The sequence below is a fragment of the Acuticoccus mangrovi genome (assembly GCF_016411865.1).
Lineage (GTDB): Bacteria > Pseudomonadota > Alphaproteobacteria > Rhizobiales > Amorphaceae > Acuticoccus > Acuticoccus mangrovi.
The window spans coordinates 155,518-180,244 of record NZ_JAEKJA010000006.1 but is presented as its reverse complement, the minus strand read 5'-3'; the positions used below and the strand labels follow the sequence as shown (position 1 = coordinate 180,244).

General features: G+C 69.0%; 23 protein-coding genes. 9 read left to right on the top strand and 14 right to left on the bottom strand.

Translation table 11 applies throughout. From position 1 onward, the window contains the following. Positions 1-69 precede the first annotated feature (69 nt). The 3 genes from JCR33_RS25495 to JCR33_RS08805 are packed head-to-tail and all read left to right on the top strand — an operon-like array spanning position 70 to position 3,247. On the top strand, positions 70-1,218 hold the full coding sequence (locus tag JCR33_RS25495) for a Gfo/Idh/MocA family protein (protein ID WP_198881683.1): 1,149 nt from the start codon (positions 70-72) through the stop codon (positions 1,216-1,218). Then, positions 1,215-2,195: an NAD-dependent epimerase/dehydratase family protein gene (locus JCR33_RS08810; RefSeq protein ID WP_198881682.1), complete on the top strand. Its 981-nt coding sequence runs from the start codon at positions 1,215-1,217 to the stop codon at positions 2,193-2,195. The genes JCR33_RS25495 and JCR33_RS08810 overlap by 4 nt, the downstream gene beginning before the upstream one ends. Beyond that, entirely contained in the window at positions 2,192-3,247 is a 1,056-nt protein-coding gene (locus JCR33_RS08805) for a glycosyltransferase family 2 protein (RefSeq protein ID WP_198881681.1), read from the top strand. The genes JCR33_RS08810 and JCR33_RS08805 overlap by 4 nt, the downstream gene beginning before the upstream one ends. A 4-nt stretch (positions 3,248-3,251) precedes the next feature. Here JCR33_RS08805 and JCR33_RS08800 read toward each other — a convergent pair whose 3' ends face one another. The 11 genes from JCR33_RS08800 to JCR33_RS08750 all read right to left on the bottom strand — a co-directional run bounded on the left by JCR33_RS08800 (position 3,252) and on the right by JCR33_RS08750 (position 14,937). Then, the gene (locus tag JCR33_RS08800) at positions 3,252-4,175 is read right to left on the bottom strand and encodes a DUF6492 family protein (protein WP_198881680.1); all 924 of its coding nucleotides are present in this window, start codon (positions 4,173-4,175) and stop codon (positions 3,252-3,254) included. A 35-nt stretch (positions 4,176-4,210) separates the two neighbouring features. After that, the gene (locus JCR33_RS08795; RefSeq protein WP_198881679.1) at positions 4,211-5,821 is read right to left on the bottom strand and encodes a sensor domain-containing diguanylate cyclase; all 1,611 of its coding nucleotides are present in this window, start codon (positions 5,819-5,821) and stop codon (positions 4,211-4,213) included. A 173-nt stretch (positions 5,822-5,994) separates the two neighbouring features. Further along, on the bottom strand, positions 5,995-6,834 hold the full coding sequence (locus tag JCR33_RS08790) for an ABC transporter ATP-binding protein (RefSeq protein WP_198881678.1): 840 nt from the start codon (positions 6,832-6,834) through the stop codon (positions 5,995-5,997). Positions 6,835-6,846: 12 nt separating this feature from the next. After that, positions 6,847-7,314 carry a hypothetical protein gene (locus tag JCR33_RS08785; protein WP_198881677.1) on the bottom strand — a complete coding sequence of 156 codons (468 nt, stop codon included), beginning with the start codon at positions 7,312-7,314 and terminating at the stop codon, positions 6,847-6,849. 155 nt (positions 7,315-7,469) lie between these two features. Then, the gene (locus JCR33_RS08780; RefSeq protein WP_198881676.1) at positions 7,470-8,789 is read right to left on the bottom strand and encodes an ABC transporter substrate-binding protein; all 1,320 of its coding nucleotides are present in this window, start codon (positions 8,787-8,789) and stop codon (positions 7,470-7,472) included. A gap of 74 nt (positions 8,790-8,863) precedes the next feature. After that, entirely contained in the window at positions 8,864-9,940 is a 1,077-nt protein-coding gene (locus JCR33_RS08775) for a branched-chain amino acid ABC transporter permease (protein ID WP_198881675.1), read from the bottom strand. A 65-nt stretch (positions 9,941-10,005) separates the two neighbouring features. Next, positions 10,006-10,299 carry an AzlD family protein gene (locus tag JCR33_RS08770; RefSeq protein ID WP_332461150.1) on the bottom strand — a complete coding sequence of 98 codons (294 nt, stop codon included), beginning with the start codon at positions 10,297-10,299 and terminating at the stop codon, positions 10,006-10,008. Beyond that, complete coding sequence (locus JCR33_RS08765) at positions 10,296-11,048, bottom strand: AzlC family ABC transporter permease (protein ID WP_198881674.1); 753 nt, start codon at positions 11,046-11,048, stop codon at positions 10,296-10,298. Before JCR33_RS08765 ends, JCR33_RS08770 begins: the two co-directional genes overlap by 4 nt. Before the next feature lie 131 nt (positions 11,049-11,179). After that, positions 11,180-12,157 carry a branched-chain amino acid ABC transporter permease gene (locus tag JCR33_RS08760; RefSeq protein WP_198881673.1) on the bottom strand — a complete coding sequence of 326 codons (978 nt, stop codon included), beginning with the start codon at positions 12,155-12,157 and terminating at the stop codon, positions 11,180-11,182. Positions 12,158-12,269: 112 nt separating this feature from the next. Continuing rightward, positions 12,270-12,719 (bottom strand): VOC family protein, encoded by a 450-nt coding sequence (locus JCR33_RS08755; RefSeq protein ID WP_198881672.1) that lies wholly within the window; start codon positions 12,717-12,719, stop codon positions 12,270-12,272. A gap of 163 nt (positions 12,720-12,882) precedes the next feature. Continuing rightward, the gene (locus tag JCR33_RS08750) at positions 12,883-14,937 is read right to left on the bottom strand and encodes a putative bifunctional diguanylate cyclase/phosphodiesterase (protein WP_198881671.1); all 2,055 of its coding nucleotides are present in this window, start codon (positions 14,935-14,937) and stop codon (positions 12,883-12,885) included. 349 nt (positions 14,938-15,286) lie between these two features. On the opposite strand from JCR33_RS08750, the gene JCR33_RS08745 reads away from it, so the two are divergent. Together JCR33_RS08745 and JCR33_RS08740 are read left to right on the top strand one after the other, a co-directional pair. Further along, positions 15,287-17,044: a type I secretion system permease/ATPase gene (locus JCR33_RS08745; protein WP_332461149.1), complete on the top strand. Its 1,758-nt coding sequence runs from the start codon at positions 15,287-15,289 to the stop codon at positions 17,042-17,044. Between the two features lie 15 nt (positions 17,045-17,059). Then, on the top strand, positions 17,060-18,388 hold the full coding sequence (locus JCR33_RS08740) for an HlyD family type I secretion periplasmic adaptor subunit (RefSeq protein ID WP_198881669.1): 1,329 nt from the start codon (positions 17,060-17,062) through the stop codon (positions 18,386-18,388). A 3-nt stretch (positions 18,389-18,391) separates the two neighbouring features. On the opposite strand, the gene JCR33_RS08735 is transcribed toward JCR33_RS08740, so the two are convergent. The 3 genes from JCR33_RS08735 to JCR33_RS08725 all read right to left on the bottom strand — a co-directional run bounded on the left by JCR33_RS08735 (position 18,392) and on the right by JCR33_RS08725 (position 22,048). Next, positions 18,392-20,173, bottom strand: a complete 1,782-nt coding sequence (locus JCR33_RS08735; protein ID WP_198881668.1) for a monovalent cation:proton antiporter-2 (CPA2) family protein — start codon at positions 20,171-20,173, stop codon at positions 18,392-18,394. Positions 20,174-20,251: 78 nt separating this feature from the next. Beyond that, on the bottom strand, positions 20,252-21,259 hold the full coding sequence (locus JCR33_RS08730; RefSeq protein WP_198881667.1) for a patatin-like phospholipase family protein: 1,008 nt from the start codon (positions 21,257-21,259) through the stop codon (positions 20,252-20,254). A 6-nt stretch (positions 21,260-21,265) separates the two neighbouring features. Then, entirely contained in the window at positions 21,266-22,048 is a 783-nt protein-coding gene (locus tag JCR33_RS08725; protein ID WP_211110167.1) for a 3-hydroxybutyrate dehydrogenase, read from the bottom strand. A 136-nt stretch (positions 22,049-22,184) separates the two neighbouring features. Between JCR33_RS08725 and ispG the strand changes: the two genes are divergently transcribed. The 4 genes from ispG (at position 22,185) to JCR33_RS08705 (ending at position 24,707) form a co-directional block, all read left to right on the top strand. Continuing rightward, the gene (gene ispG, locus JCR33_RS08720) at positions 22,185-23,444 is read left to right on the top strand and encodes a flavodoxin-dependent (E)-4-hydroxy-3-methylbut-2-enyl-diphosphate synthase (RefSeq protein WP_198881665.1); all 1,260 of its coding nucleotides are present in this window, start codon (positions 22,185-22,187) and stop codon (positions 23,442-23,444) included. Between the two features lie 39 nt (positions 23,445-23,483). Further along, positions 23,484-23,996 carry a hypothetical protein gene (locus JCR33_RS08715; RefSeq protein ID WP_198881664.1) on the top strand — a complete coding sequence of 171 codons (513 nt, stop codon included), beginning with the start codon at positions 23,484-23,486 and terminating at the stop codon, positions 23,994-23,996. 61 nt (positions 23,997-24,057) lie between these two features. Beyond that, entirely contained in the window at positions 24,058-24,348 is a 291-nt protein-coding gene (locus tag JCR33_RS08710; protein ID WP_198881663.1) for a 4a-hydroxytetrahydrobiopterin dehydratase, read from the top strand. Next, a complete protein-coding gene (locus JCR33_RS08705; RefSeq protein WP_198881662.1) occupies positions 24,345-24,707 on the top strand; it encodes a YkvA family protein in 363 nt (120 codons plus the stop codon). Before JCR33_RS08710 ends, JCR33_RS08705 begins: the two co-directional genes overlap by 4 nt. Positions 24,708-24,727 lie beyond the last annotated feature (20 nt).

Genomic DNA, 24,727 nt, shown 5'->3' with positions numbered 1-24,727 from the left:
CGGCAGGCTTTATTCGGCGGCCGCGGGTGTGCAATCTCCTCGCCGCACCTATGGCGGGAGGAGATCGGAGTGGCGACGGGACTTGGCATCGTTGGCTGCGGCTATATCGCCGACAGCTACGCCGCGACCGCCCCCTTCCACGACGGGGTGGCGATCCGCGCGGTCTACGACCGCGATCCCGATCGCCTCGCCCGCACCTCGGCCACCTGGTCGCTGCCGACGGCGGCCTCGCTCAAGGCGATGCTCGCCGATCCGGCGGTGGAGATCGTCGTCAACCTCACCGACCCGCACAACCACGAGGCCGTCAGCGCGGCGGCGATCGCGGCCGGCAAGCACGTCTACTCGGAGAAGCCGCTGGCGATGACCGGGGCGGCCGCCAAGCGCCTCGCCGCCGCGGCCGAGGCACGCGGCGTCGCCCTCGCCGCCGCCCCCTGCAACTTCCTCGGCGAGCACTCGCAGACGCTGATGAAGGCGGCGCGGGACGGGCTCGCGGGCAAGATCGGCCTCGTCTATGCCGAGATGGACGACGGCATGATCCACCGGACCGCCTATCGCGACTGGGCGAACCGCTCCGGCGCGCCGTGGCCGGCCCGGGGCGAGTTCCAGGTCGGCTGCACCTTCGAGCACGCGGGCTACACGCTCGGCCCCCTCGTCGCCCTCTTCGGGCCGGTGCGCACAGTCACGGCCCATTCCGCCCTGGTGATCGCCGACAAGCAGACCGACCCGCCGCTGCCGGACCCCGCCCCCGACATGTCGGTCGCCCTCCTCACCTTCGACGGCGGGGTCACCGCCCGCATGACGAACTCCGTCATCGCCCCCTACGACCATCGCCTGCGCCTCTTCGGCGAAACCGGCATGCTGAGCCTTGCCGAGCCGTGGACCTACGCCTCGCCGGTGCGGCTGTCGCGGCCGGCGACGAGCCGCCTCGCCCGCCTCGCCGAGCGGCGCCTCGGCTGGCGCCCGACCGAGACCGTGCCGCCGGTGCGCAAGCCCGCGCTGCCGACGCGCCGGGGCGTGCCGACGATGGACTTCATGCGCGGCGTCGCCGAGCTCGCGGACGCGCTGCGCGAGGGGCGCCCCTGCCGCCTCTCCTCCGAGCTCGCGGTGCACATCACCGAGGTGACCGAGGTGGTGCAGCATCCCGACCGATTCGCGATGCCCTATAGCGTGACGAGCACCGTTCCCCCCATCGCACCGATGCCGTGGGCGGCTGCATGACGGCGGGCCCGGTCCTCGTCACCGGCGCCGCCGGCTTCATCGGCCGCGCGGTGTGCGCCGCCCTCCTCGATCGCGGCGCGCCGGTGCGGGCGGGGCTCCACCACAGCCCGCTTACCGCCTCGCTCGCGGCGCGCGGCGTCGCCACCGCCTCGGCGCCGCTCGACGACGCCAAGGCGCTCGCCGCCGCGATGGCCGGTACCACAGGAGTCGTCCACGCGGCCTACGGCGGCGCGACCTCGAGCCTTGCCGACGACGTCGTGCGCCTCACCAAGGCGGCGTCGGCCGCAGGCGTCGCCCGCGTCGTCTATCTGAGCTCCATCGAGGTCTACGGCGCCCGCACCGGAGAGGTGCGCGAGGACGATCCTCCGGTCCCCCCCGTCGGCGACTACGGCGCGGCGAAGGTCGCGGCCGAGGCCCGCCTCGCGGAATGGACCGCGGCGGGTCCCAACCGCAGCGCGGTGGCGCTGCGGGCGAGCGCCGTCTACGGGCCCGGCAGCACGCTGTGGGTGGACAAGATGGTGCACCGCATCCGCGCCGGCGCCTGGGGCGACTTCGGCAGCGCCGCCGCCGCCCGCGCCCCCCTCGTCCACGTCGACGACGTGGCGCGCGCCGCGGCCGCCGCGATCCTCGCCGGGCCCGACGGCTTCCTCCCCCTCAACATCGACGGGCCGGACAGGATGAGCTGGAACGACTATTTCGCCCGCCTCGCCGCCGCGGCGGGGGCGCCGCCGCTGCGCCGCGTGTCGCCGTCGCGGCTTACCGCGGAGGTCGCGGCGAGCCTCCCCGCCAAGGCGTGGCGCCGGCTCGGCCTGCCGGGGCTCGAGCGAGCCGCCCTCGCGCCGGCGCGCGGCGAGCTCGCCCTCTTCCGCCGCGACGCGCGCTACCTGACCGACGCGGCCGCCGAGACCATCGGGTGGGAGCCCCGCGTACGGCTCGAGGAGGCGATCGGCCCCGCCGTCGCGGCGGTGCGACCATGAGCGACGCGGCGACGAGCGGCGTCGGAGCGAGCGATGCGGGCACGGGCCGCCCGACGACGGCCGACCGGATCGCGGCGGAGCGCCGCGTCGGCATCGACATCATCATCTGCACCTTCCACCGAGAGGACCTGCTCGTCGCCCTCCTCGCGAGCATCGGCGCCGCGACGGCGGACCCGCGCGCCGACCTCGGCATCATCGTCGTCGACAACTCCGACGGAGCGACGGCGCGCCGTGCGGTGGCCTCGGCCGCCCCGCGCCTACCCTACCCGGTGCGCTACGTCGAGGCGCACCCGCCCAACATCTCCGTCGCGCGCAACGCCGGCATAGCCGCCTCCAAAGCCGAGTTCGTCGCTTTCCTCGACGACGATCAGGCCGTGGTACCGACCTGGATCCGCGCCGTGCGCCAGGGCGTGGCGCGGCTGCCCTATGACGGCTTCTTCGGCCCGGTGGAGCCGATCTATGGCAACCCCGACGGGGTCGGCCCCATCGCCCGCGGCCTCTACGAGCGCGAGCCGGACCTTCCCGACGGGACCGAGCTCGCCGTCGACGGTCCCGAGCGGCACCGCCAGGGCTTCGTGCTCGCCACCTCCAACTGCATCCTGCGCCGCGCCGCGATCCCCGACCACGATCCGTTCGACTTCTATCTCGGCGCCAATGGCGGGGAAGACCTCCTGCTCTTCCACCGGATGCATCAGGCCGGAAGCCGCTTCGGTTGGCTCGCCGAGGCCGGTGCCCGCGATGTCGTGCCGGCGAGCCGCACCGAACCCGCCTACCTACGGCGCCGCCTCCTCGCCGGAGGGCAGAGCTACGCCTGGGTGATCTACCTCACCGCCCCCGACCGGCGGCTCGCCGCGGCGAAGCTGATGGCGGGGGCGGCGGTGAAGCTCGTCCTCCTCGCCGCGGCGTGGTGCCTTGCCGCCGTCACCGGCTCCACGGAGCGCCGCCGGTCGCTCGCGATGCGCCTTGCCGGCCAGTGGGGCAAGCTCACCTTCTTCAGCCGCCGCGTCCCCCTCTACCGCCACGAGGACGCGACGCGGGTCCCGGCCGGCTGAGCGGTCAGCCCGCCTGCTGCCGCGCTGCGACCGCCGCGAGGTCCTCGATCAGCGCCCGCCGCTCCGCCGCGCTCATCGGCAGGGTGGACTGCACCAGGCAGGCGATCTCGTCGGGCTCGAGGCTCGCGACGAAGGCGGCCTTGTGCGCCTCGTCCGCCAGCCCCTCCGTCCACAGCGAGCGGCTGAGAGAGCGCTCGGTAAACCAGAGACGGCCCGCGGTGGCCGGCTCGGCCTCGGCGATCTTCGTGGCATAGACGCCGTAGAGGATGTACTCGGAAAAGTGCGGGGTGCGGGCGAGCGCCACCTGCCAGTCGACGCCCGTCGTGCTCTCGATGCGGTCGATCATCGCCCGCGCCGTATCGCGCCGCCACGTCACCATGGCGTCGATGAAGTCGGCACCGTGGTAGGGGGTCGGCGGCAGGCCGAGGAGGCGCGAGGCCGCCTCGTGCCACAGTGCGTGCGTATCGAGGATGCCGGCGCCGGGATTGCGATAGCAGCGCACCTTGCCGTCCACCACGAGGCTTTCCTCGGTGAAGGGGCGTACGAAGGCGGTGTCGGAATCGACGTGCAGCACCACGTCGGCCTCCGAGGCGCGGGTGGCGCCGATCTTGATCATCTGCTGCACGATCCAGCCCCGCACCGGCGCGCTGCGGAAGGAGAGGAAGATGTCGCGGCGCGGCAGCATCAGGTAGCGCCGCCACGATCCGCGCGGGATCGGCAGCCGGTGGAGCCAGCGCGGCAGATACTCGTCCTCGGAGCGGACCTCGCGGCCCGAGCGCTCCAGCGGGCGGAACACCGCAAGGTCGGCGGTGGGCACGATGAGCACGTGCCGCATGTCGGCGGGGGCGAAGCGGTCGATCGTCTCGCACAGCATCTCGCAGAGGCCGAAGTCGCCCGCGTAGGAGCATGTCTGGAGTTCGATCCGCATCGGCATCCCCGCTTGCCCTGCCCGTCGCCGCGCCGCTACGCGACGCCGGTCGCGGATGCATGACGGATGGTGTTCTTGCCCGCCCGCTTCGCTTCATACATCGCCTGATCGGCCCGCACGACAATCGTCTCGGCATCGCCGCCGTCGTCCGGCCAGATGGCGATGCCGATGCTGACGCCGATGGGACGCTCCGGCGAGCCCGCGGCGATGACGCGGTCCTTCACCCGCTCGGCGAAACCGTGCGCCCCCTGATGATCGGCGCCCGGCATCAGCACCACGAATTCGTCGCCGCCGACGCGCGCCGCGGTGTCGCCGTCGCGACAGTTCTCGGAGAGCAGGCGGGCGATGCGGCGCAGCACCAGATCGCCGGCGAAGTGGCCGAGCGCGTCGTTCACGCCCTTGAAGCCGTCGAGATCCATGAAGATCACCGCAAAGCGGGTGGCCTCGTCCTCGGCCCGCTGGCACGCCTCCGTCAGCGCCTCCTCGAAGGCGATGCGGTTGGCGAGCCCGGTCAAGGCATCGCGACGCGCCATCGCTTCGAGCTCGGCGCGGTAGATGCGCCGATTGCCGACGATCACCCCCACCGTCCGCGTCGCCACCGCGAGGAGGAGCAGGATGGGGGCGCCGATCGCCGCGGCGGTGATGTAGGCGTCCTCGCGGATGTCGTCGAGCACCGGGTCGGGCACGTGGGAGGCGACCACCCAGCGATAGCGCTCGCCGTCGGCCCCCGCGGCGTTCGCCGGATCGCCCTCGCAGCCCTTGAGGTCGGCGAGCGGGCGGTAGGCCTCGAAGGTGAAGAGGCCCGCCTCGGTGCGCACGCTGCCGATGTCGGTGTTGGCCATGGTGCGCCACTCGTCCGGCAGGCCGAGGGCGAGGCCGTGCGCGGGATCGGCTGGATCGCCGAAGCCGATGCCGCCGTCGATGTCGGGCGTGATCAGCAGCATCCCGTCGCTGTCCATGATGATCGGCACGCCCAGTGAAGCGGCGCCGGCGGCCGCCGCACTGTCGAGGATCGGCGCGGCATTGTAGCCGATCACCACCATCGCCTTGTCGCCACCATCCTCGCTGAAGACGGGCGTGCCGAAGCGGATCGTCACCCCCTTGCCGTCGGCGTCCCGCTTCAGAGGGGAAACGAAGAGCTCCCCCGTCCGCTTCGCCGAGGCGACGTCGTCGTAGAAGGCGTCGGAGAGCTGCTGCAGCTCGTCGGTCGACATGACCCGCGGTTCCTCGCCCGCCCCCATGCGCAGCACGTGGACGAGCTGACTGCCGCTTTTGTCGAGGAGATGGACGTCGCTGACGAGGGCGCCGTGGCGGGCGACGGAGCGATATTCGTTGGCGATGGCTGCCAGCATCTTCGGATCGGGTGATTCGAGATAGGCGCCGAGCTCGTTCTGCTCGGCGAGCGTGCAGACGCCGACGGAGACGTCGCGCAGCCCGCGCGAGACCGCCGCCACCTGCATCGACACCGCGATGCGCTCGGCGCGCAGGAGGTCGCCGTATCGGCGCTCGCTGATCCAGTCGGCGTAGAGCCACAAGATGCCGATGGGCACCAGCGCGAGGAGCGGAAACACGCGCCAGAAGTCGCCCCACGGCACCGGGGTCTGCCGCGCCCGCGCCGCCTCCTGCGGGTGCAGCCGCTCACTCATTGCCGCTCGCCCGCCTCGTGGGGAGCGGCAGCGCTGCAGCGCGGATCGAGGGTCGGAGCATAGAAGGAGACGGCACGCTCGGCTCGGAGATGATGGCGCACCCTATCGGTCTTCGGTGCGAACACCAACCGTTCGGCCGTCGAGGACGGTGGACAGCGTCGGTGTGGACAGCGTCAGTTGAGCCAGCGCTTGCGCCGCTTGTAGTGCTTCACCTCGCGGAACGACTTGCGGCCGTCGCCGGCGACCCCGAGGTAGAACTCCTTCACGTCCTCGTTCTGGCGCAGCGCGTCGGCGTCGCCGTCCATCACCACGCGTCCCGATTCCAGGATGTAGCCGTAGGTGGCGTAGCGCAGGGCGACGTTGGTGTTCTGCTCGGCGAGGAGGATCGACACCCCCTCCTTGGCGTTGATCTCCTTCACGATCTCGAAGATCTGCTCCACGAGCTGCGGGGCGAGGCCCATCGAGGGCTCGTCGAGGAGGATCATCTTCGGACGGCTCATCAGGGCGCGACCGATGGCGCACATCTGCTGCTCGCCGCCGGAGGTGTAGCCCGCCTGGCTCGAGCGCCGCTCGCGCAGGCGGGGAAAGTAGTCGTACACCTTTTCGAGATCGGCCTTCACCGCACCCCATCCGTCGTGCCGGGTGAAGGCGCCGGTGAGAAGGTTCTCCTCCACCGTCAGATGGCCGAAGCAGTGGCGCCCCTCCATCACCTGGATGCAGCCGCGGGTGACGAGAGCGTTGGGCGAGAGCGCCTGCACCTCCTCCCCGTCGAAGAGGATGGCACCCTTCGTCACGTCGCCCCGCTCAGCGCGCAAGAGGTTGGAGATCGCCTTGAGCGTGGTGGTCTTGCCCGCCCCGTTCGCCCCGAGCAGCGCCACGATGCCGCCCTGCTGGACGGTGAGCGACACCCCCTTCAGGACGAGGATCACATGGTCGTAGATCACCTCGATGTTGGCGACGTCGAGGATCGGCGCGGAAGAGCCCGAGGCGTGGGGGAGCGACGCGGTCGTCATGCTCTGCCCGTTCTAGAACAGCGCTTTGCGGAAATAGATGACGACGAGCGAAAGAGCGAGCGTCAGGAACATCGCGCCAAACCGAAGGGTCAGCTTGTCCATGACGACGCTCTGCGAGCGCTCGAGGCTCCGCGTGAGCTCCGTCATCCGCTCCGTGAGGTGCTGCATGCGTTGGTCGATCAGCGAGCCTCTCTGATCAATCGGAGCAAAGCGGCTATCGAAGGAGTTGAGCTTCTCGCGGACGGTGGCAAGATCTGAGTGCAACGTCGAGAACTGGTGCCTGACGCGATCCTCGACAGAGCTGAGACGCTCGCCAAGAGAGGCGTCCAGCTTGGCGAAGCTGACACCAAGGTCGTCCTTGGTGACAAGATCCTTCACAACGAACTCCTGTACCGCAGCTGCATGCGCCTCCGCCTGCTTCTGCTCCACACCACCGTCATCGCGCAAACGGCGCGCATAGCCCAAACTATCAAAGCTCACGTGCCGATGGCTCCTAATCCCGTTATCGCAAAAGTCGTTCCTTAGTCCGCGGTGCTTTGCCCCGCCTTGGTCGATGACGGTCCGTTAATCATATGGCCGTTCCGTCAAATCCGTCCACAACCATAGTGGCCGTGGACGGATACCTGATGGTTAAATCAGTCCGCGCAGGGCACCTCGCGCTTGGGCCAGGGCTGGTTGGCGGCGACGTACTCCTCGGCCGCCTTCTCCAGCATCGGGCGCACCTTCTCCACCATCGGCGAGAACCAGTCGGACGCCGGCTGCCAGGCCTCGCCGGTCCACTCCTGCACGTAGACGTCGCTCTGGCCGGCATGGTCGGTGCAGGAGAGCTTGAGCGGCTTCATGAAGCCCTCCATGCCCGCCTCCTTCAGCCGCTCCGCGGTGATGTCGAGCGCTTCGAAGCCGGCACGCACCTCGGCGGGCGTCACCAGCGTCTTGCCGGTGGCGGCCTGGGCGTTGCGCACCGCCTCGGCCATCAGGAACGAGTTCATCACGCCGCGATTATATAGGTTCTCGCCGATACGCGACTTGTCGGACACCTTGGAGAGGCCCTTGTCGTAGACGTGGGTGGTGATGTCCGCGATGACCGGGAAGTCGGTGCCGACGCCGTTGAAGTTCATCGTCTTGTAGCCCTTGGCGCCGCCGCCGGCGGGACGGGCGTCGTCCTCACCACCCGACCACCAGGTGCCGATGAACTTCTCCATCGGATAGCGCACCTTGGCCGCCTCGCGCACGGCGGTGGGGTTCATCGCGCCCCAGCCCCACATGATCATGTAGTCGGGCCGGTCGCGGCGCACGTTGAGCCATTGGGACGACTGGTTCTGCATCGTGTCGAAGGGCACGGGATACTGCGTCAGCGTGAAGCCGTACTCCTTGGCGAAATCCTCCAGCAGCGGGATCGGCTCGCGGCCGTAGCCGGCGTCGAGGAAGATGTAGCCGATCTTCTTGCCCTTCAGCCCTTCGAGGCCGCCCTCCTGCTCGCCGATATATTTGATGGCGGCCGACGCGCCGTCCCAGTAGCTGAGCGGCGGGTTGAACACCCAGGGAAACACCGTCCCGTCCGCCGCGGCGGAGAGACCGTAGGCCATGGACAGCACCGGGATGCCGTCGACGCTCGCCTTCGGGATGAGCTGCAGCGTGATGCCGGTGGAATAGGGATTGACCACCAGCGGGTCGCGGCCCTTGAGGCTGTCGTAGCACTCGACGCCCTTCTGGGTGTTGTAGCCCGTCTCGCACTCCTCGATGTAGATCTTGGCGCCGCCGATGCCGCCGTCGCGCTCGTTGAGCATCGTCAGATAGTCGCGCATGCCGTCGGCGATGGGGATGCCGGAGCCGGCGAAGGGGCCGGTCCGATAGGTCAAGAGCGGCAGGAAGAGTTCGCCCTCTTGGGCCAGCGCCGGGGCCACCGTCGATCCGGCCAGAAGCACCCCCAAGGCGGCTCCGAGTGTCCGTTTCATGATCTCTCCCTATGACTTTGTCTGTTCTTATGCACGGGGACGTTTCATCGTCCCTCTCGGGACGAAGACTATACTCAATACGGAAAAGGCCAAACCCTCAGTTTCTGGCGCAGCACCGACCAGAGACGCGCGAGGCCGTGGGGTTCGGCGATCAGGATGCCGATGATCAGGGCGCCGATGATCACGAAGTTGAGGTGCTCCACCGTCGCCGCGTCGACGTCGAGGCCGAAGGCAGCCGGCACCATGCGGATCAGGATGGGCATGATGAAGATGAAGGCGGCGCCCATGAAGGATCCGGCCATCGAGCCGAGCCCGCCGAGGATCACCATGAAGAGGACCTGGAACGAGAGGCGGATGTTGAAGCTCGCCGGCTCCGCCGCCCCGAGCCAGAAGAACACGAACATCGCCCCCGCCACGCCGCACACGAAGGAGGACACGGCGAAGGCGGAGAGCTTGGCGTAGAGCGGCCGGACGCCGATCAGCTCGGCGGCGATGTCCATGTCGCGGATCATCATCCAGGTGCGCCCGATCCGGCCGCGCAGGAGGTTGCCGACGAGGAAGGTCATCACCACCACGATGGCGAGCACGATCAGGTAGCGCGTGAGGGGTTCTGCCGTCGGTCCCGTCAAGGCGACGCCGAAGGCCTCGCGCGTCGGCACCTCGATCGCCCCGGAGGCGTTGTTGTTGTAGAGCCAGGGGATGCGGATGAAGCACCACTCGAGGAAGAACTGGGCCGCGAGCGTCGCCACCGCCAGGTAGAAGCCCTTGATGCGCAGCGACGGCAGCCCGAAGACCACCCCGACGGCGGCCGAGAACACCCCCGAGCACAACACCCACAGGACGATGTTCACGTCCGGAAAGATCGACGTCAGCTTGTAGCAGGCGTAGGCGCCGACCCCCATGAAGGCGCCGGTGCCGAGCGAGAGCTGGCCGCAATAGCCCGTCAAGACGTTGAGTCCGATCGTCGCGAGCGCGAAGATCAGAAACGGGATCATGATGGTGTTGAGCACGAAGTCGCTGGCGACGATCGGCACCACCACGGCGGCAAGCACAGCAAGCAGTATAATGCCGATCCGGTCCTCGCGGACCGGAAAAGCAGCCTGGTCGTCGGCGTAGTTCGTCTTGAACTGGCCGGCTTCACGGTAGAACATCCGCGGCGTTTCCCCGTATTTTTGCCGCGAAGTGTCGCCGAGAAGCGACGCCGGGGCAATGGGGATCAGAGCGAGCGCAGAGTGACGAGGACGGTGACGCAGATGACGAGCGTCGCGGTCGGCCCCAGGCGCAGGGCGACGAGCACGGCGACGCCCATCGCGACGGCCTCGCGCCAGCCGCCCGACAGGATGGCGGGGGCGAACAGCGTGGTCATCACCGCGGCCGGCACCGCCTCGAGCGCCGCGTCGACGCGCGGTGGCAGCCGGGTGAAGCGCGACAGGAGGAGATAGCCGCCGCTGCGGGTGAGGATCGTCATCACCGCGCAGACGATGGTGACGACGAAAAAGTCCTCGTTCACATCGTCCTCCGCTCGTGCGGATCGCCGGCGTCGGTGTGGGCGAGCTCTTCCGCCGCCTCCACGATCGGCACGTCCTTGTCCCGCTTCACGAAGAGGACGCTCGCGAGGATGCCGCCCAGCGCGCCGATGGTGATGTGCCACGGCGGGCCGAGGAAGGGCACTCCGAGCATCGGGAAGGCGTAGATGAGGGTCGACAGCGCGCCGCTCACGATCACGGTGAGCCCCCAGCCCGGCCGGCTGCGGAAGCCCATCACCAGGGTGAGGAAGTAGATCGGCAACAGGAGGTCGAGGCCGAAGGCCGACGGATCCTCGATGAGCTGGCCGAACAGGGCGCCGACGACGGTCGACAGGAACCAGACCACATAGAGCGTCAGGCCGATGCCCATGTAGGCCGCGACCGAGAAGCGCTTGTCCTGCTCCACCCGGTGCTCGGCATAGGCGAAGGCGGGATCGGTGAGGACGGCGAAGATCGAGACCTTGGTGAGCCAGCGAAAGGGCCGCAGCGCGCTCGCGAGCGCCGCCGAATAGAGGATATGGCGAAAGTTCACCGCGAACACCGCGAGCGCCAGCGACCATATCGGCACCTGGTGGCCGAAGAGGTCGACCGCGATGAACTGGCTCGCGCCGGCGAAGACCAGCGCGCTCATCAGCGCCGCATCGAGGGTGGAGAGGCCGTGATTGACGCTCACCGCGCCGAACAGCATGCCGACCGGCGCGATCGCCGACACGACCGGCAAGGACGCGACCATTCCGGCGCGAAACTCGGACCCGGTGCTCGAAACTGTGGGGGATGCGCAAATGCTCACCTACGCCCCGTACACTGCCCCCCGCAGTGCGACAAGGGAGCGCAAAGCGGGCCGGCCATGCGCCTACGCAGATCTCATATGCGCTCGATGATCCGTTCGCCGAACAGCCCCTGCGGCCGGAAGAGCAGGAACACCAGCGCGATCATGTAGGCGAGCCAGCTCTCGATGCCGCCACCCACCAGCGGGCCCCAATAGATCTCGCCGAGCTTCTCGCCGATGCCGATGATCAGGCCGCCGACGATCGCCCCGGGGATGGAGGTGAAGCCGCCGAGGATCAGGACGGGCAGCGCCTTGAAGGCGATGATCTCGAGCGCGAACGAGACGTCCGACCGCGCCCCCCACATGATGCCGGTGAAGAGCGCCACCACGCCGGCCGCGAACCAGACGATGACCCAGATCTGGTTGAGCGAGATGCCGACCGAGAGAGCCGCCTGATGATCGTCGGCGACGGCTCGCAGCGCCCGGCCGATGCGCGTCTTGGAGAAGAAGAAGCCGAGGGCGGCGACGAGGGCGAGCGCGATCGCCGCAGCCGCCACGTCGAGGTGCTGGAAGAGGATGAAGCCCGGCGCCCCGTCCGGACCGAGGCCGGCGGGCTCCCACACCGAGGACCCGGTGGGCAGGAACAGCTCCTCGGTGACCATCGTCTTCGGCTCGCCGCCGAAGATCAATTCGCCGAGCCCGATCAGGAAGAAGGTGAGGCCGATGGTGGCCATGAAGAGGATGATGTCGGGCTGGTTGACGAGCGGGCGCAGCACCAGGCGCTCCACCCCGACCGCGAGCACCAGCATCACCCCGAGGCAGAGCACGAAGGCGATCGGCGCCGGCACCCCCACCTCCACGAAGCCCACCAGCGAGAGGGCCGCGAACACCACCATGATGCCCTGGGCGAAGTTGAACACGCCCGACGCCTTGAAGATGAGCACGAAGCCGAGCGCGATCAGCGCGTAGAGCACCCCCGCGACGAAGCCCTCCCACAGGACCTGGATGAGGAAGTCGGGCGTCGCCACCATCTGCACGAACGGGTCGATGACGATGCGGTAGAGGATGTCCATGGCAAGACCTCGGCGCCGGGCATTCGCCACCCGGCCCCCGGGCCGCGGTGGGCGCCCATCCTGCGGGGCGCCCGGTGTCGCCGCAAGCGATTTTGTCGCAGGCGGCGAGGGCTCAGCCGGCGGCCTCCGCGTCGCGCGCCAAGCGCTCGATCTCGCTGCGCGAGAGGGAGCGCACGTGGGTGGCGATCCACCAGGTGTTGCCGGCGATGTCGACGACCCCGCCCGCCCGGTCGCCGTAGAAGTGGTCGGCCGGCTCCATCACGCTCGTCGCGCCGGCCTCGAGCGCCCGGCCGTAGGTCTCGTCGCAGTCCGGCACGTAGATGTGCAGGAACGCCTTGTGGTGGCTGTTCGGATCGCGCGGATCGCCCAGCATGATGGTGGTGTCGCCGATCTTCACCACCGCGTGGGACAGCGTCCCGTCGCCCCGCATGAGGGGCGGCTCCAGCGTGTCGGCGTCGAACACCGTCCGGATGAAGTCGACGATCTCGAGCGCCCGGTCGGACACGATGAAAGGGCTGACCGTCGAGCATCCCGGCCAATGATGATGCTGGATAGGCGGCATGAGCGTTGTCCCCTCCGAGCCGACACGGGCACCTGTGGCACGTACCTATCGCGGCTCCGACGGGGCGAAAAGGGCACGCCCGAGCGAGAGGCCGCGCCGGGCCGGGCCGCCGGGGCGTTTCCGGCGCGGCTGCGGCAGCCGCGCCACAGCCCATCCGCCGAGTTCAGCGCTCGCTCGCCACCGGCTCGACCTGCCGCAACCAGCCGAGCAGCACATCGAACCGCATCGGGCGGGCGAACTGGAAGCCCTGGGCGAGGCGGAACCCCATGCCGCGCACCCGGCGCAGCTCCTCCTGCGTCTCGATCTCGCAGGCGACGAGCTCGATGCCGAGATTGCGACAGGTGTCGATCATGCCGCGGATCACCGGCCCGGCCCGTCCCTTCTCCTCCGACTGCTCGATCGCCGCCCAGCTCACCTTGATCTGGCGCACGGCGAGCGCGCCGGGCTCCACCAGCACCGAGACCCCGCTCACGAGGCTGTCGAAGGAGATCGACACCCCCCGCTTCAGGAGCTGCAGGAAGGCCGGACGCACGTGGCGGCTCAGCGAGGCGAGCGGATCCACCTTCACCTCCAGGATGAGGTCGGGACCCTTGACCACGCCCTCGTCGAGCATCCGGTTGATCGCCGAGACGAAGGAGAGGTTCTGGAGCTGGCGCAGCGACACGTTGAGGCTGAGAGCGGGCACGTCGCCGAGCTCGGCCCGCATGATGCGCCAGTCGCGCGAGATCTGGTCGATCAGGGTGAGCCCCAGGAGCGGGGCGAGCTCGGCATCCTCGAAGGCGGTGGGGAAGGCACTCACGTCGAGCAGGCGCTCGCCGTCGCGCCACCGCGTCAGCGCCTCGACGCAGGCCGGCCGGCCGGTGCCGAGATGCACGACCGGCTGGTAGCACGGCACGATCTCCTGCGCGTCGATCGCCTCGCGGATCAGCCGCACCCGCTTCTCGCGCCCCTCCTGCTCGAGCCCGTAGCGCGGATCGTAGAGCGTGCCGCGCCGCTGCGGGTCGGCCTTGGTGCGGAAGAGGGCAAGATCGGCGTTGCGGTAGAGCTCGCGCGCATCGTCGGCGTCGCGCGGAAACACGGCGGCGCCGAGCGACAGGGTGACCGGGATGGCGGTGCCGCGATAGCCGAAGTCGACGTTGGCGGCGCTGACGAGGCGCTGGAGCGGCCGCTCGAGGTCGTCCGGCTCGGCCAGCTCGTTGACGATGATGGCGAACTCGTCACCGCCGAGGCGAGCGAGCGTATCGCCCTGGCGCATGTGGGCGGTCAGCCGGTCGGCGACCGCCTTGAGCACCTCGTCGCCCGCCTCGTGGCCATAGACGTCGTTGATCGACTTGAAATGGTCGAGATCGGCGAGGATGAGGCCGACCGCCTGGTTGCGCTTCTGCGCCATCTCCAGCGCATGGGAGAGGCGCTCTTGCCACAGCATCCGGTTGGGCAGCCCGGTGAGGGTGTCGTGGTTGGCCGTCCACCAGAGATGGAGCTGCGCCTCGCGCTCGTCGGTCACGTCCTGAATGATGCCGAAGAGATAATCCTCGGCGTCGTCGTCCGTCACCACGTAGCCGACGCTGCGCACGGTGCGCAGCACCCCGTCGGCCCGGCGGAAGGGCAGCACGAAGTTGAAGCCCGACTTCTGCTCGATCGCATCGTCGAGATAGTTGCGCACGAGGCCCCGCACCTCTTCCGGAAACAAGGCGATGGCGTCGTCGAGGCTGGGTGTCGCCTCCGAGGGGTCGATGCCACAGATGCGGTAGGTCTCGTCCGACCAGGAGGTGCGCCCGCTCGTCAGCCCGACCTGCCAGATGCCGATGTGCGTCATCGTCTCGACGCCGCTCAGGATCGCGTTGCGCCGACGCAGAGCGCTGCGCACCTCGGCGAGGCCGACGCGGGCGGCATGGTCGTTGAACACCACCTCCGCGATCCGCGTCGCGTCGGTCGGCGAGGTCGAACCGCGCCGCAGGAGGAGGAGCACCGGCGCATGGCCCCGGCGGTCGCAATAGCGCAGCCAGTCGCCCCGCGGCGGCAGCGCGGCGACCTCGGCCGCCGGCACGTCCACAGCCTCGGCGAAGCTCGCCGCGGCGAGCACGTTCTCCTCCTGCGAGATCGCCGCATCCCCGTCGGCGGTGATCCGCTCGAGCGAGGGACACAACAGGGCGCGCGTGAACCCGCCCGCTGTCATGGCGAGGCCGAGCAGCGCCCTATCCTGTCGGTGATCGATCATTGCGGCCCGCCCACCCTCGATCCTGGCCACGCGAAGAACAGCAGAAGACACCCCCGGCGCATCGATCCCTCGGGCGCCTCCATGAACGGGTTCATGACCAAGATAACAATTCTCTCACATTCGGCTACAAGATCGTGCATTGACATGGACGAGAATGTCGAGTGCACACACCTATTTGTTCCGCACTCGTGCCCGAATCACACCACCGATCGGGTCGTTGCCTTCCCGCGCGGCGCACGCCGTCGCCTTCGTGCCGGCGTCGCCCTTTTCGAAGCGGACCCTCGCCGATAGGGTGGGGGCAGCCGCGACCCCTATGAAGTCGATCGAGCTTGTCTGAGGCCCCACCGTGGTGAAGTCGAACATCCTTGCGAGCGCCATCGCGGCCACGCGACGGACCTTCGTGTCCGTGGCGATTTTCAGCTGTGTCGTCAATATCTTGATGCTGACCGGCCCGCTGTTCATGCTGCAGGTCTACGACCGCGTCCTGACGAGCCGCAGCGTACCCACGCTGCTCGCCCTGGTGGTGCTCGTCATCGGCCTCTACGTCTTCATGGGTCTCATCGACCTCGTGCGCTACCGCGTGCTGACGCGGGTCGGCCACCGGTTCGACGAGGAGGTGGGCCGCGCCGCCTTCCTGTCGCAGGTGAGCGCGCCGATCCGCTCCGGGCCGCTGGCCGCCAAGTCGGAGCCGGTGCGCGACGTCGACCAGCTGCGCCAGTTCTTCTCCTCCTCGGGCGTCACGGCGATCTTCGACATGCCCTGGCTGCCGCTCTATGTCGGCATCGTCTTCCTGGTGCACCCCTGGCTCGGCTACCTCGCCGTCCTGGGCGCGGTCGTGCTCTTCTCGATCGCCCTCCTGACCGATCGGGCGGCGCGGCCGGTGATGCGCCAGAGCGGCGAGCTCGCCGCCCAGCGCAACTCGATCGTGTCCGCCGGCCGGCGCAACGCCGAGGTGCTGCACGGCATGGGCATGCTGTCGGCCGTCGGCACGCTGTGGGAGGGGGTGAACGACAAGTTCCTCGCCGCCAACGCCCGCGCCGCTGACGTCGTCGGCCTCTCCTCGGTGCTGTCGAAGGTGTTCCGCCTGTTCCTGCAGTCGGCCGTGCTCGCCCTCGGCGCCTATCTCGCGATCCAGGAGCAGATCTCGCCGGGCGCGATGATCGCCGCCTCGATCATCATGGCGCGCGGTCTGCAGCCGGTGGAGATGGCGGTGCAGAACTGGCGCCAGATGCTGTCCGCCCAACAGGCCTATCGCCGCCTGCGCGCCCTCTTCGATCGCCCCGAAGAGGCGGAGCCCGTCGACCTTCCCGCCCCCAAGCGCGATCTGATGGTCGACACCATCACCGTGGTGCCGCCGGGCTCGCGCACCCCGACCCTCATCGACATCCGCCTCGGCGCCAAAGCCGGCACGGCGCTCGGCATCATCGGCCCGTCGGGGTCGGGCAAGTCGACCCTCGCCCGCGTCCTCGTCGGCGTCTGGCCGCCGGCCCGCGGCAGCGTCAATCTCGACGGTGCCCCGCTCTCCCAGTGGAAGCCCGACGCTCTCGGCCGCCATCTCGGCTACCTGCCGCAGGACGTGGAGCTCTTCGAGGGCACCATCGCCGCCAACATCGCCCGCTTCTCCCCCGACGCCACCGACGAAAAGGTCATCGCCGCCGCCACGACCGCCGGCTGCCACGAGCTGATCCTGTCGTTGAAGGACGGCTACGCCACGATGCTCGGCGACCAGGGGGCGATGCTGTCGGCCGGCCAGCGCCAGCGCATCGCCCTCGCCCGCGCGATCTACGACGATCCCTTCCTGATCGTGCTCGACGAGCCCAACTCCAACCTCGACGGCTACGGCGACAGCGCCCTCAACCGCGCCATCGCCACCATGAAGGAGCGCGGCTCGGTGGTGATCATCGTCGCCCACCGCCCCTCGGCGCTGTCGGCGACGGACAAGCTGGCGCTGATCGAGAACGGCCGCCTCGCCGACTTCGGCGACCGCGACGAGGTGCTGAAGAAGGTGATGCGGCGCGAGAAGGTGGACAATGTGCGCCCCGCAGCCCAACTCCAGAAGCCGCAGCCGGGGCAGAAGACCCAGCCCGCCGCTCCCCAGAACGCCTAAGCGGAGACCATCTCAATGGCCCCCCTTCCCGCTCAGCGCACCAAGCCCAAGCGCTTCTCGAGCTCGATCCGCCGCTACGTGCTGTTCGGAGTGGTCGTGTGCTGCACGCTGGTGTTCGGCCTCGGCGGCTGGGCGGCGACGGCCCGCCTCGCCTCCGCCATCGTCGCCTCCGGCACGATCGTGGTCGCCTCGAACGTCAAGCAAGTGCAGCACCCCGACGGCGGCATCGTCGGCGAGATCAACGTCGCCGACGGCGACAAGGTGAAGGCGGGCGACCTCCTCATCCGCCTCGACGACACCCTCGTCGCCGCCAACCAGGCCCTGCTCGACGGTCAGATCATCGCCAAGGAGGCCCAGCTCGCCCGCCTCGAGGCGGAACGGGACGAGGCCGAAGCGATCACCGTTCCCGGCGAGCTGCAGCAACGCCAGGACGACCCGCTGGTGAAGCAGGCGATCGATTCGCAGATGAAGGTGTTCGACGCCCGCAGGGCCACCATCGACGGGCAGGTCGACCGGCTCAACGAGCGCATGAAGCAGCTGCGCCAGCAGATCGACGGCCTCACCGCCCAGCGCAAGGCGAAGGAAGGCGAGATCAACCTCATCGACGAAGAACTCGAGGTGCTCGGCGGCCTCTACGACCGCGGGCGCACCACGCGCGACAAGATCGTCAACCTGAAGCGCAACCGCCTGCGCCTCGAAGGCGAGCGCGGCGAGCTCACCTCGCAGATCGCCATGGCCGAAGGCCGCATCAACGAGACCGAGCTCGAGGTGATGCAGCTCACCACCGACCGCGCCGAGAAGACCTTCGCCGAGATCACCGAGATCAAGCCCGAGCTCGCCAACCTCAAGGAGCGCCGCGCCGCGGCCGACTTCCAGCTGAAGCGCATGGACATCCGCTCGCCGACCGACGGCACGGTGTTCGAGCTCGCCGTCCACACCGTCGGCGGCGTCGTGCAGCCGGCGCAGACGATCATGCAGGTGGTGCCGACCGCCGATCAGCTGGTGATCGAGGCCCGCCTCGCCCCCACCGACGTCAACGACGTGAAGATGGGCCAGGACGCCATCGTGGTGCTCTCGGCGTTCGACTTCCGCACCACGCCGCAGCTGCACGGCACGGTGTCGTTCGTCTCGGCCGACGCCAGCATCGACGAGCGGCAGGGCTTCACCTACTACGTGGTGCGGGTCACGCTGAACGAGGGCGAGCTCGACCGGCTGCCCGAAAATCTCGTCCTCCTGCCGGGCATGCCGGCCGAGCTCTATATCTCCACCGGCGAGCAGACGGTGGTGCATTATCTGCTGAAGCCGCTGACCGAGCAGTTCCGCAAGGCCTGGCGCGAGAGCTGAGCCCTATTCGGCGGCCTTGCGCGGGGCGGGAGGCTCGTCGTCGTCCACCTCGTCCTCGATGGGGGGCATGTAGGGCTCGGGGGTGACCTCGCGCCACTTGGCGTGTCCCTCGGCCAGTCCTTCGATGCGCTGATATTCGAGCCGCTCGCGGTCGCGCTTGCGCACCAGGATCTCGGCGTCCTTGGCATCGCCCGGCTCCTTGCCGAGCGCGACCAGCGCGTCCCGCCCGAAGCGCAACGCCGAATCGAAGGTCTCGCGCCGCTGATAGTCCACATTGAGGGCGAAGAGGTTCAGCGCGTGCCGCCGGTCGTAGGCCCTGGCGAAGATCCGCGCTTGAGGAAACTCGTGGCGCAGCAGGTCGACGATGGCGCTCGTGCGCTCCTTGGGCGCGGTGCACACGGCGATCAGCGCCGCCTTCCCCGCCCCCGCCGCCCGCAGGACGTCGAGGCGCGATCCGTCGCCATAGTAGACGCGGCTGCCGAAGCGGCGGGCCTCCGTCACCCGCTCCACGTCGTTGTCGAGGAGGATCGGCCGGAAGCCCGCGGCGAGCAGCATCTGCGACACGATCTGGCCGTAGCGGCCGAAGCCGATCACGAGCACGTCGCCCTGGGCGTCGGAATAGTCCTCCGTCGGCTCCGGCTTGGGGCGGGCGCGGATGAGGAGCGGCGGCAGGTAGCGCACGAGGAAGGGCGTCGTGACCATCGAGAGGATCACCGTGGCGCTCAGGAGCCCGGCCACCTCCGCCGTCATCACCCCCTGTGTCGCCGCGCTCGTGAAGAGGACGAAGCCGAACTCGCCGCCCTGCGATAGGAGAAGGCCCGTCTTCACCCCCGTCATGTGATCGCCGCCGAAGACGCGCACCAGCCCGTAGACCGCCACCGACTTCGCGACGAGGATGCACGCCACCCCGCCGAGGACCAGCAAGAGATTCTGAGCGATCAGCGGCAGGTCGAGCGACATGCCCACCGAGACGAAGAACAGCCCGAGGAGCAGGCCGCGGAACGGCTCGATGTCGGCCTCGAGCTCGTGGCGATAGTTGCTCTCGGCGAGGAGCACGCCGGCTATGAAGGCGCCCATCGCCATCGACAGGCCCACCGCCACCATCGCCGTGCCCGCGGCGATGACCACGAGGAGGGCCGCCGCCGTCATGATCTCGGTGCCGCCGAAGCGGGCGAGAATGCGAAACATCGGCGACAGCAGATTGTGGCCGATGACGACGATCGCCGCCACCGCCCCCACCGCGAGGGCGAGATCGAGAAAGACGCTCGCCCCGTCCATGTTGTCGCCGCCGGGCGACAGCAGCGTCACCACCACCAGGAGGGGGACGATGGCGATGTCCTGCATCAAGAGAACGGCGAAGGTCTTCTGCCCGTAGGGCAGCCGCATCGAGCCGCGCTCCTCGATGAGCTGCATCACCAGTGCCGTGGAGGAGAGGGCGAGGCCGAGACCCGCCACCAGCGCCGTTTCCCACGACCGGCCCGTGACGAAGAGCGGATAGAGCATGATGAGCCCCCCGCACACCACCACCTGCAGGGCGCCGAGGCCGAAGATGTCCCGTCGCATCAACCACAGCCGGTGCGGGTTCAGCTCCAGCCCGATGAGGAAGAGGAGGAACACCACGCCGAGCTCGGCGACCTCCATGATCGCCTCCGGCTCCTCACTGACGGAGAGGAAGGAGGGACCGAGCACCACCCCCGCGCAGAGATAGCCGAGCACCGCGCCGAGGCCGAGCCGCTTGAACACCGGCACGAAGATCACCGCGCCGGCGAGCAGCGCAATGATCATCAGGAAAGAAACGCCGTGATCCATCCGCCTGCCGGTGCCTCCGCCGCCGATCCGCCGGCCCGGCGCGGGCCGCGATGATCAGGCGATCTCTCGTGCAATGTCGATCGTATCGCGTTCGCCAATGTCGTCGAAGTGCGCCGCGAGCCATTGTTCGGCGGCGCGGCGGCCGATGTCGCGGACATGGCGCAGGAAGGTCCACTCGCCGTTGAGCTTGGAGGAGGCCGAGAGCGGCTTCAGCTCGGGGCTCGCGATCCGGTGCATCCGGACGCGCTTATATTCGCTCGGATCGAGCTTGCCCTCGTCGACGAGGCGGGCCACGAAGCGGATCGCCCGCAGCTCCTTCAAGAGCGAGGCGTTGAAGGTGATCTCGTTGACGCGGTTGACGATCTCGCGCGCCGTCACCGGCGTCTTCTGCCGCTCGATCGGGTTGATCTGCACGATCAGCGTATCGGCGGTGTCGGTGCCGTAGAACAGCGGAAAGAGCGGCGGGTTGCCCATGAAGCCGCCGTCCCAATAGGGCACGCCATCGATGAAGACCGGCGCGAAGAGCTCCGGAATGCAGGCCGAGGCGAGCAGTGCGTCGACGCTGATCTCGCCGTGCTCGAAGATCCGCACCTTGCCGGTCCACACGTTGGTGGCGGCGATGAAGATCTTGTGGGCGCACACCCCGTTGAGCACGTCGAAGCGCACGTATTTTTCCACCAGCGGGCGCAGCGGATTGATGTCGAGCGGGTTGGCGAAGGCGGGGGAGACCACGCGCGAGGCGATGTCGTAGGCGAGGTAGAAGGGCGAGGTGTCGAGGCTCCAGTTGCCGAGCACCCGGTCCATCAGCGTGCGGCGGAAGGGGGAGAAGCGTGCCGCCTCCGACACCTCCCGCCAGAACGCCTCCAGCGCTTCGGATGCCGCCTCCGCGCCGCCGCTGCCGTAGTGGCTCGCCACCACCGCCGCGTTCATGGCGCCGGCCGACGTGCCCGTCACCCCCTCGATGACGAGGTCGGGCTGATGCAGGAGCACGTCGAGCACGCCCCAGGTGAAGGCGCCGTGGGCGCCTCCCCCCTGCAGCGCGACATTGATGGTCTTCGCCATGGGCGCTCAGGCGGTCCAGCCACCGTCGACGGAGAGCAGCGCCCCGGTGATCGAGGCCGCCTCGTCGCGGCACAGGAACAGGGCGAGGGCCGCCACCTGCTCCACCGTAACGAACTGCTTGGTGGGCTGAGCGGCGAGGATAACGTCGCGCTTCACCTCTTCCTCGCTGATGCCGCGGGCCTTCGCAGTGTCGGGAATCTGCTTTTCCACCAGCGGCGTCCACACGTAGCCGGGGCAGATGGCGTTGACGGTGATGTTGTCCTGCGCCGTCTCGAGCGCGATGGTCTTGGTGAGGCCGGCGATGCCGTGCTTGGCGGCGACGTAGGCCACCTTGTCCGGCGAGGCCACCTTGGCGTGGGCCGAGGCGGTGTTGATGATGCGGCCCCAGCCCGCCTTGCGCATCAGCGGCACCGCGTGCTTCACGGTGTGGAAGGCGCTCGACAGGTTGATCGCGATGATCGCGTTCCACTTCTCGTCGGGGAAGTCCTCCACCGGCGACACGTACTGGATGCCGGCGTTGTTGATGAGGATATCGCAGCCGCCGAGCTCGGTCTCGGCCAGCTTGATCATGCCGGCGATCTCGTCGGGCTTGGTCATGTCGGCTGGCGAATAGAGCGCCTTGACGCCCTTCGCTTCGATGGCGGCGCGCTCTTTCTCGATCGCACCGGCGTCGCCGAAGCCGTTGATGACGACGTTGACGCCTTCTGACGCGAGCACCTTCGCATATTCCAGTCCGATGCCGGAGGTCGATCCGGTAATGACGGCTGACTTGCCCTTCAACATTCTCATCTCCCAGGTGCTCGCCAGACCAAAGCTAGCGCATGTGTTGCAGTGCACAAGAGCGGAGCCCGTTGTCGCCCGCCCCTTGCGCCGATATATGCCAGAGGCGGGGCGCGCGTGCCCCTTAAAAGGTATGGGGTGTCTAATGGACGCGTTCCACCGGATCACCAGCGGACCGGCCAATCGGCGCCGCTCGATACCGGTCGACGTCGGGGGCGTCAGGGTGGGCGGCGACGCGCCGATCGTCGTGCAGTCGATGACGAACACCGACACCGCGGACGTCGCGGCCACGATCGCGCAGGTGGCCGCGCTCGCCGAAGCCGGCTCCGAGCTGGTGCGCATCACCGTCGACCGCGACGAGGCGGCCGCCGCCGTGCCGAAGATCCGCGACGGGCTCGCCGCCCGCGGCATTCACGTCCCCCTCGTCGGCGACTTCCACTATATCGGCCACAAGCTGCTCGCCGACCATCCGGCCTGCGCCGAGGCGCTCGCCAAATACCGCATCAATCCCGGCAACGTGGGCTTCAAGGCCAAGCGGGACACCCAGTTCGCCGCCATCATCGACACCGCGATCCGCTACGACAAGCCGGTGCGCATCGGCGTCAACTGGGGCTCGCTCGACCAGGAGCTCCTCACCCACCTGATGGACGAGAACTCCCGCGCCGCCGTGCCGCTCACCGCGATGGGCGTGCTGCGCGAGGCGATGGTGGTGTCGGGTATCGCCTCCGCCGACCGCGCGGTGGAGCTCGGCCTTCCGGCGAGCCGCATCCTGATCTCCGCCAAGGTGTCGGACGTGCAGGAGCTGATCGCCGTCTACCGCGATCTCGCCCGCCGCTGCGACTACGCCCTCCACCTCGGCCTCACCGAGGCGGGCATGGGATCGAAGGGTATCGTCGCCTCCTCCGCCGCCCTCGGCATCCTGCTGCAGGAGGGGATCGGCGACACCATCCGCATCTCGCTGACGCCGGAGCCCGGCGGCGACCGCACGCTCGAGGTGAAGGTCGCCCAGGAGCTGCTGCAGACGATGGGCTTCCGCGCCTTCCTGCCCGTCGTCTCGGCGTGTCCTGGTTGCGGGCGCACCACCTCCACCGTGTTCCAGGAGCTCGCCAAGGAGATCCAGGCCTTCATCGGCGAGGAGCTGCCGAAGTGGAAGGCCGACTATCCGGGCGTCGAGACCATGAAGGTCGCCGTGATGGGCTGCATCGTGAACGGCCCCGGCGAGAGCAAGCACGCCGATATCGGCATCTCGCTGCCGGGCACAGGCGAGCAGCCGTCGGCCCCGGTGTTCATCGACGGCGAGAAGCGGATGACGCTGCGGGGGGCGAACATCGCCGGGGAGTTCAAGACGATCGTCGCCGAGTACGTGGCGACGCGTTATGGTCAGCATCCGACTGCTGCGCGCTAGCAGCGGACCTCACCGGGATCGCTTCGAGAGGACCCACCCATGACGCGCCTGCCGCTCCGTCTCCTCCCCGCCCTCGCCGTGCTCGCTGCGACCTTGCCCGCCGCCGCCCAGGATCTCGGCCCCTGCGAGGCGATCATCGGCACCTATCTCACCTCCAAGGGCAAGCCGGGCGAGGCGGTGGACCCCACCTCCAACCGCAGCCTCCTCACCATCTTGCCGGGCGGCGTGGTCCTGATGAGCGATTCGGCGCAGGCGGGCGGGAGCGACTGGCAGCCCTTCAGCGACGCGTCCGGCGCCTGGTCGTGCGAGCCGAAGGACGAGGGCGGCGCCTTCAGCGCCGTGCTCCTCGACTTCACCTTCGCCCCGGCGGGTGCGTCGGAGCAGCGTCTCGCCAAGCTTGCCACCACCGGCACCTACGACGACGGCGCGCTCACCGGCGAGACAACGCTGTCCTTCTTCCCCCTCCACGGCGACCCGACGGACGATGGCGCGGCCACCGACGCGACGAGCTTCTCCTTCACCGCCAAGAAGGTGGCCACGCCGGCGCCCTGACCCCCTCCCCTACCGCCCGCGCCGAAAGGCACTATCTCGATCTCATCGAGGAGATTGACCGATGGCCGAACCGATGAGCATCGAGGAGATGCGCCGGGCACTCGAGACGCTGCCGATGTGGGAGCTGGAGGAGGCCGGTACCGCGATCCGTCGCGACCTGAAATTCGCCTCGTTCGCCAAGGCGTTCGCCTTCATGAGCGAGATCGCGATCACCGCCGACAAGATGGATCACCATCCCGAATGGTCGAACGTCTACAACCGCGTGTCGGTGCGCCTCACCACCCACGACGCGGGCGGGCTCACCCGAAAGGACATCGCCCTCGCCCAGGCGATCGATGGAGCAGCGGCATGATCGAGCACGCTCCCCTCGACGGCGAGATCCTGGGGCCGGAGGAGGCCCGCGCGGCAGAGGACAGGGTCCGCCGCAAATTCTGGCCGACGCTGCGCAAGGCGCTGCGCCAGGTTCCCTTCACCCACGACCTCGTGGCCGCCTACTACTGCGCCATCGACCCGGACGTGCCGCTGCGCGTCCGCGCGACGCTGCTCGGCGCCCTCGCCTACTTCGTCGCCCCGATCGACGCGATTCCCGATCTTCTCCTCGGCATCGGCTTTACCGACGACGCGACGATCCTGTTGGGCGCCATCTCGATGGTCGCCGCGCACATCACCGATCGCCACCGCGCGCTCGCCAAGAAGGCGCTGACCGACTGACGATGGACGGTGTGCCGTCG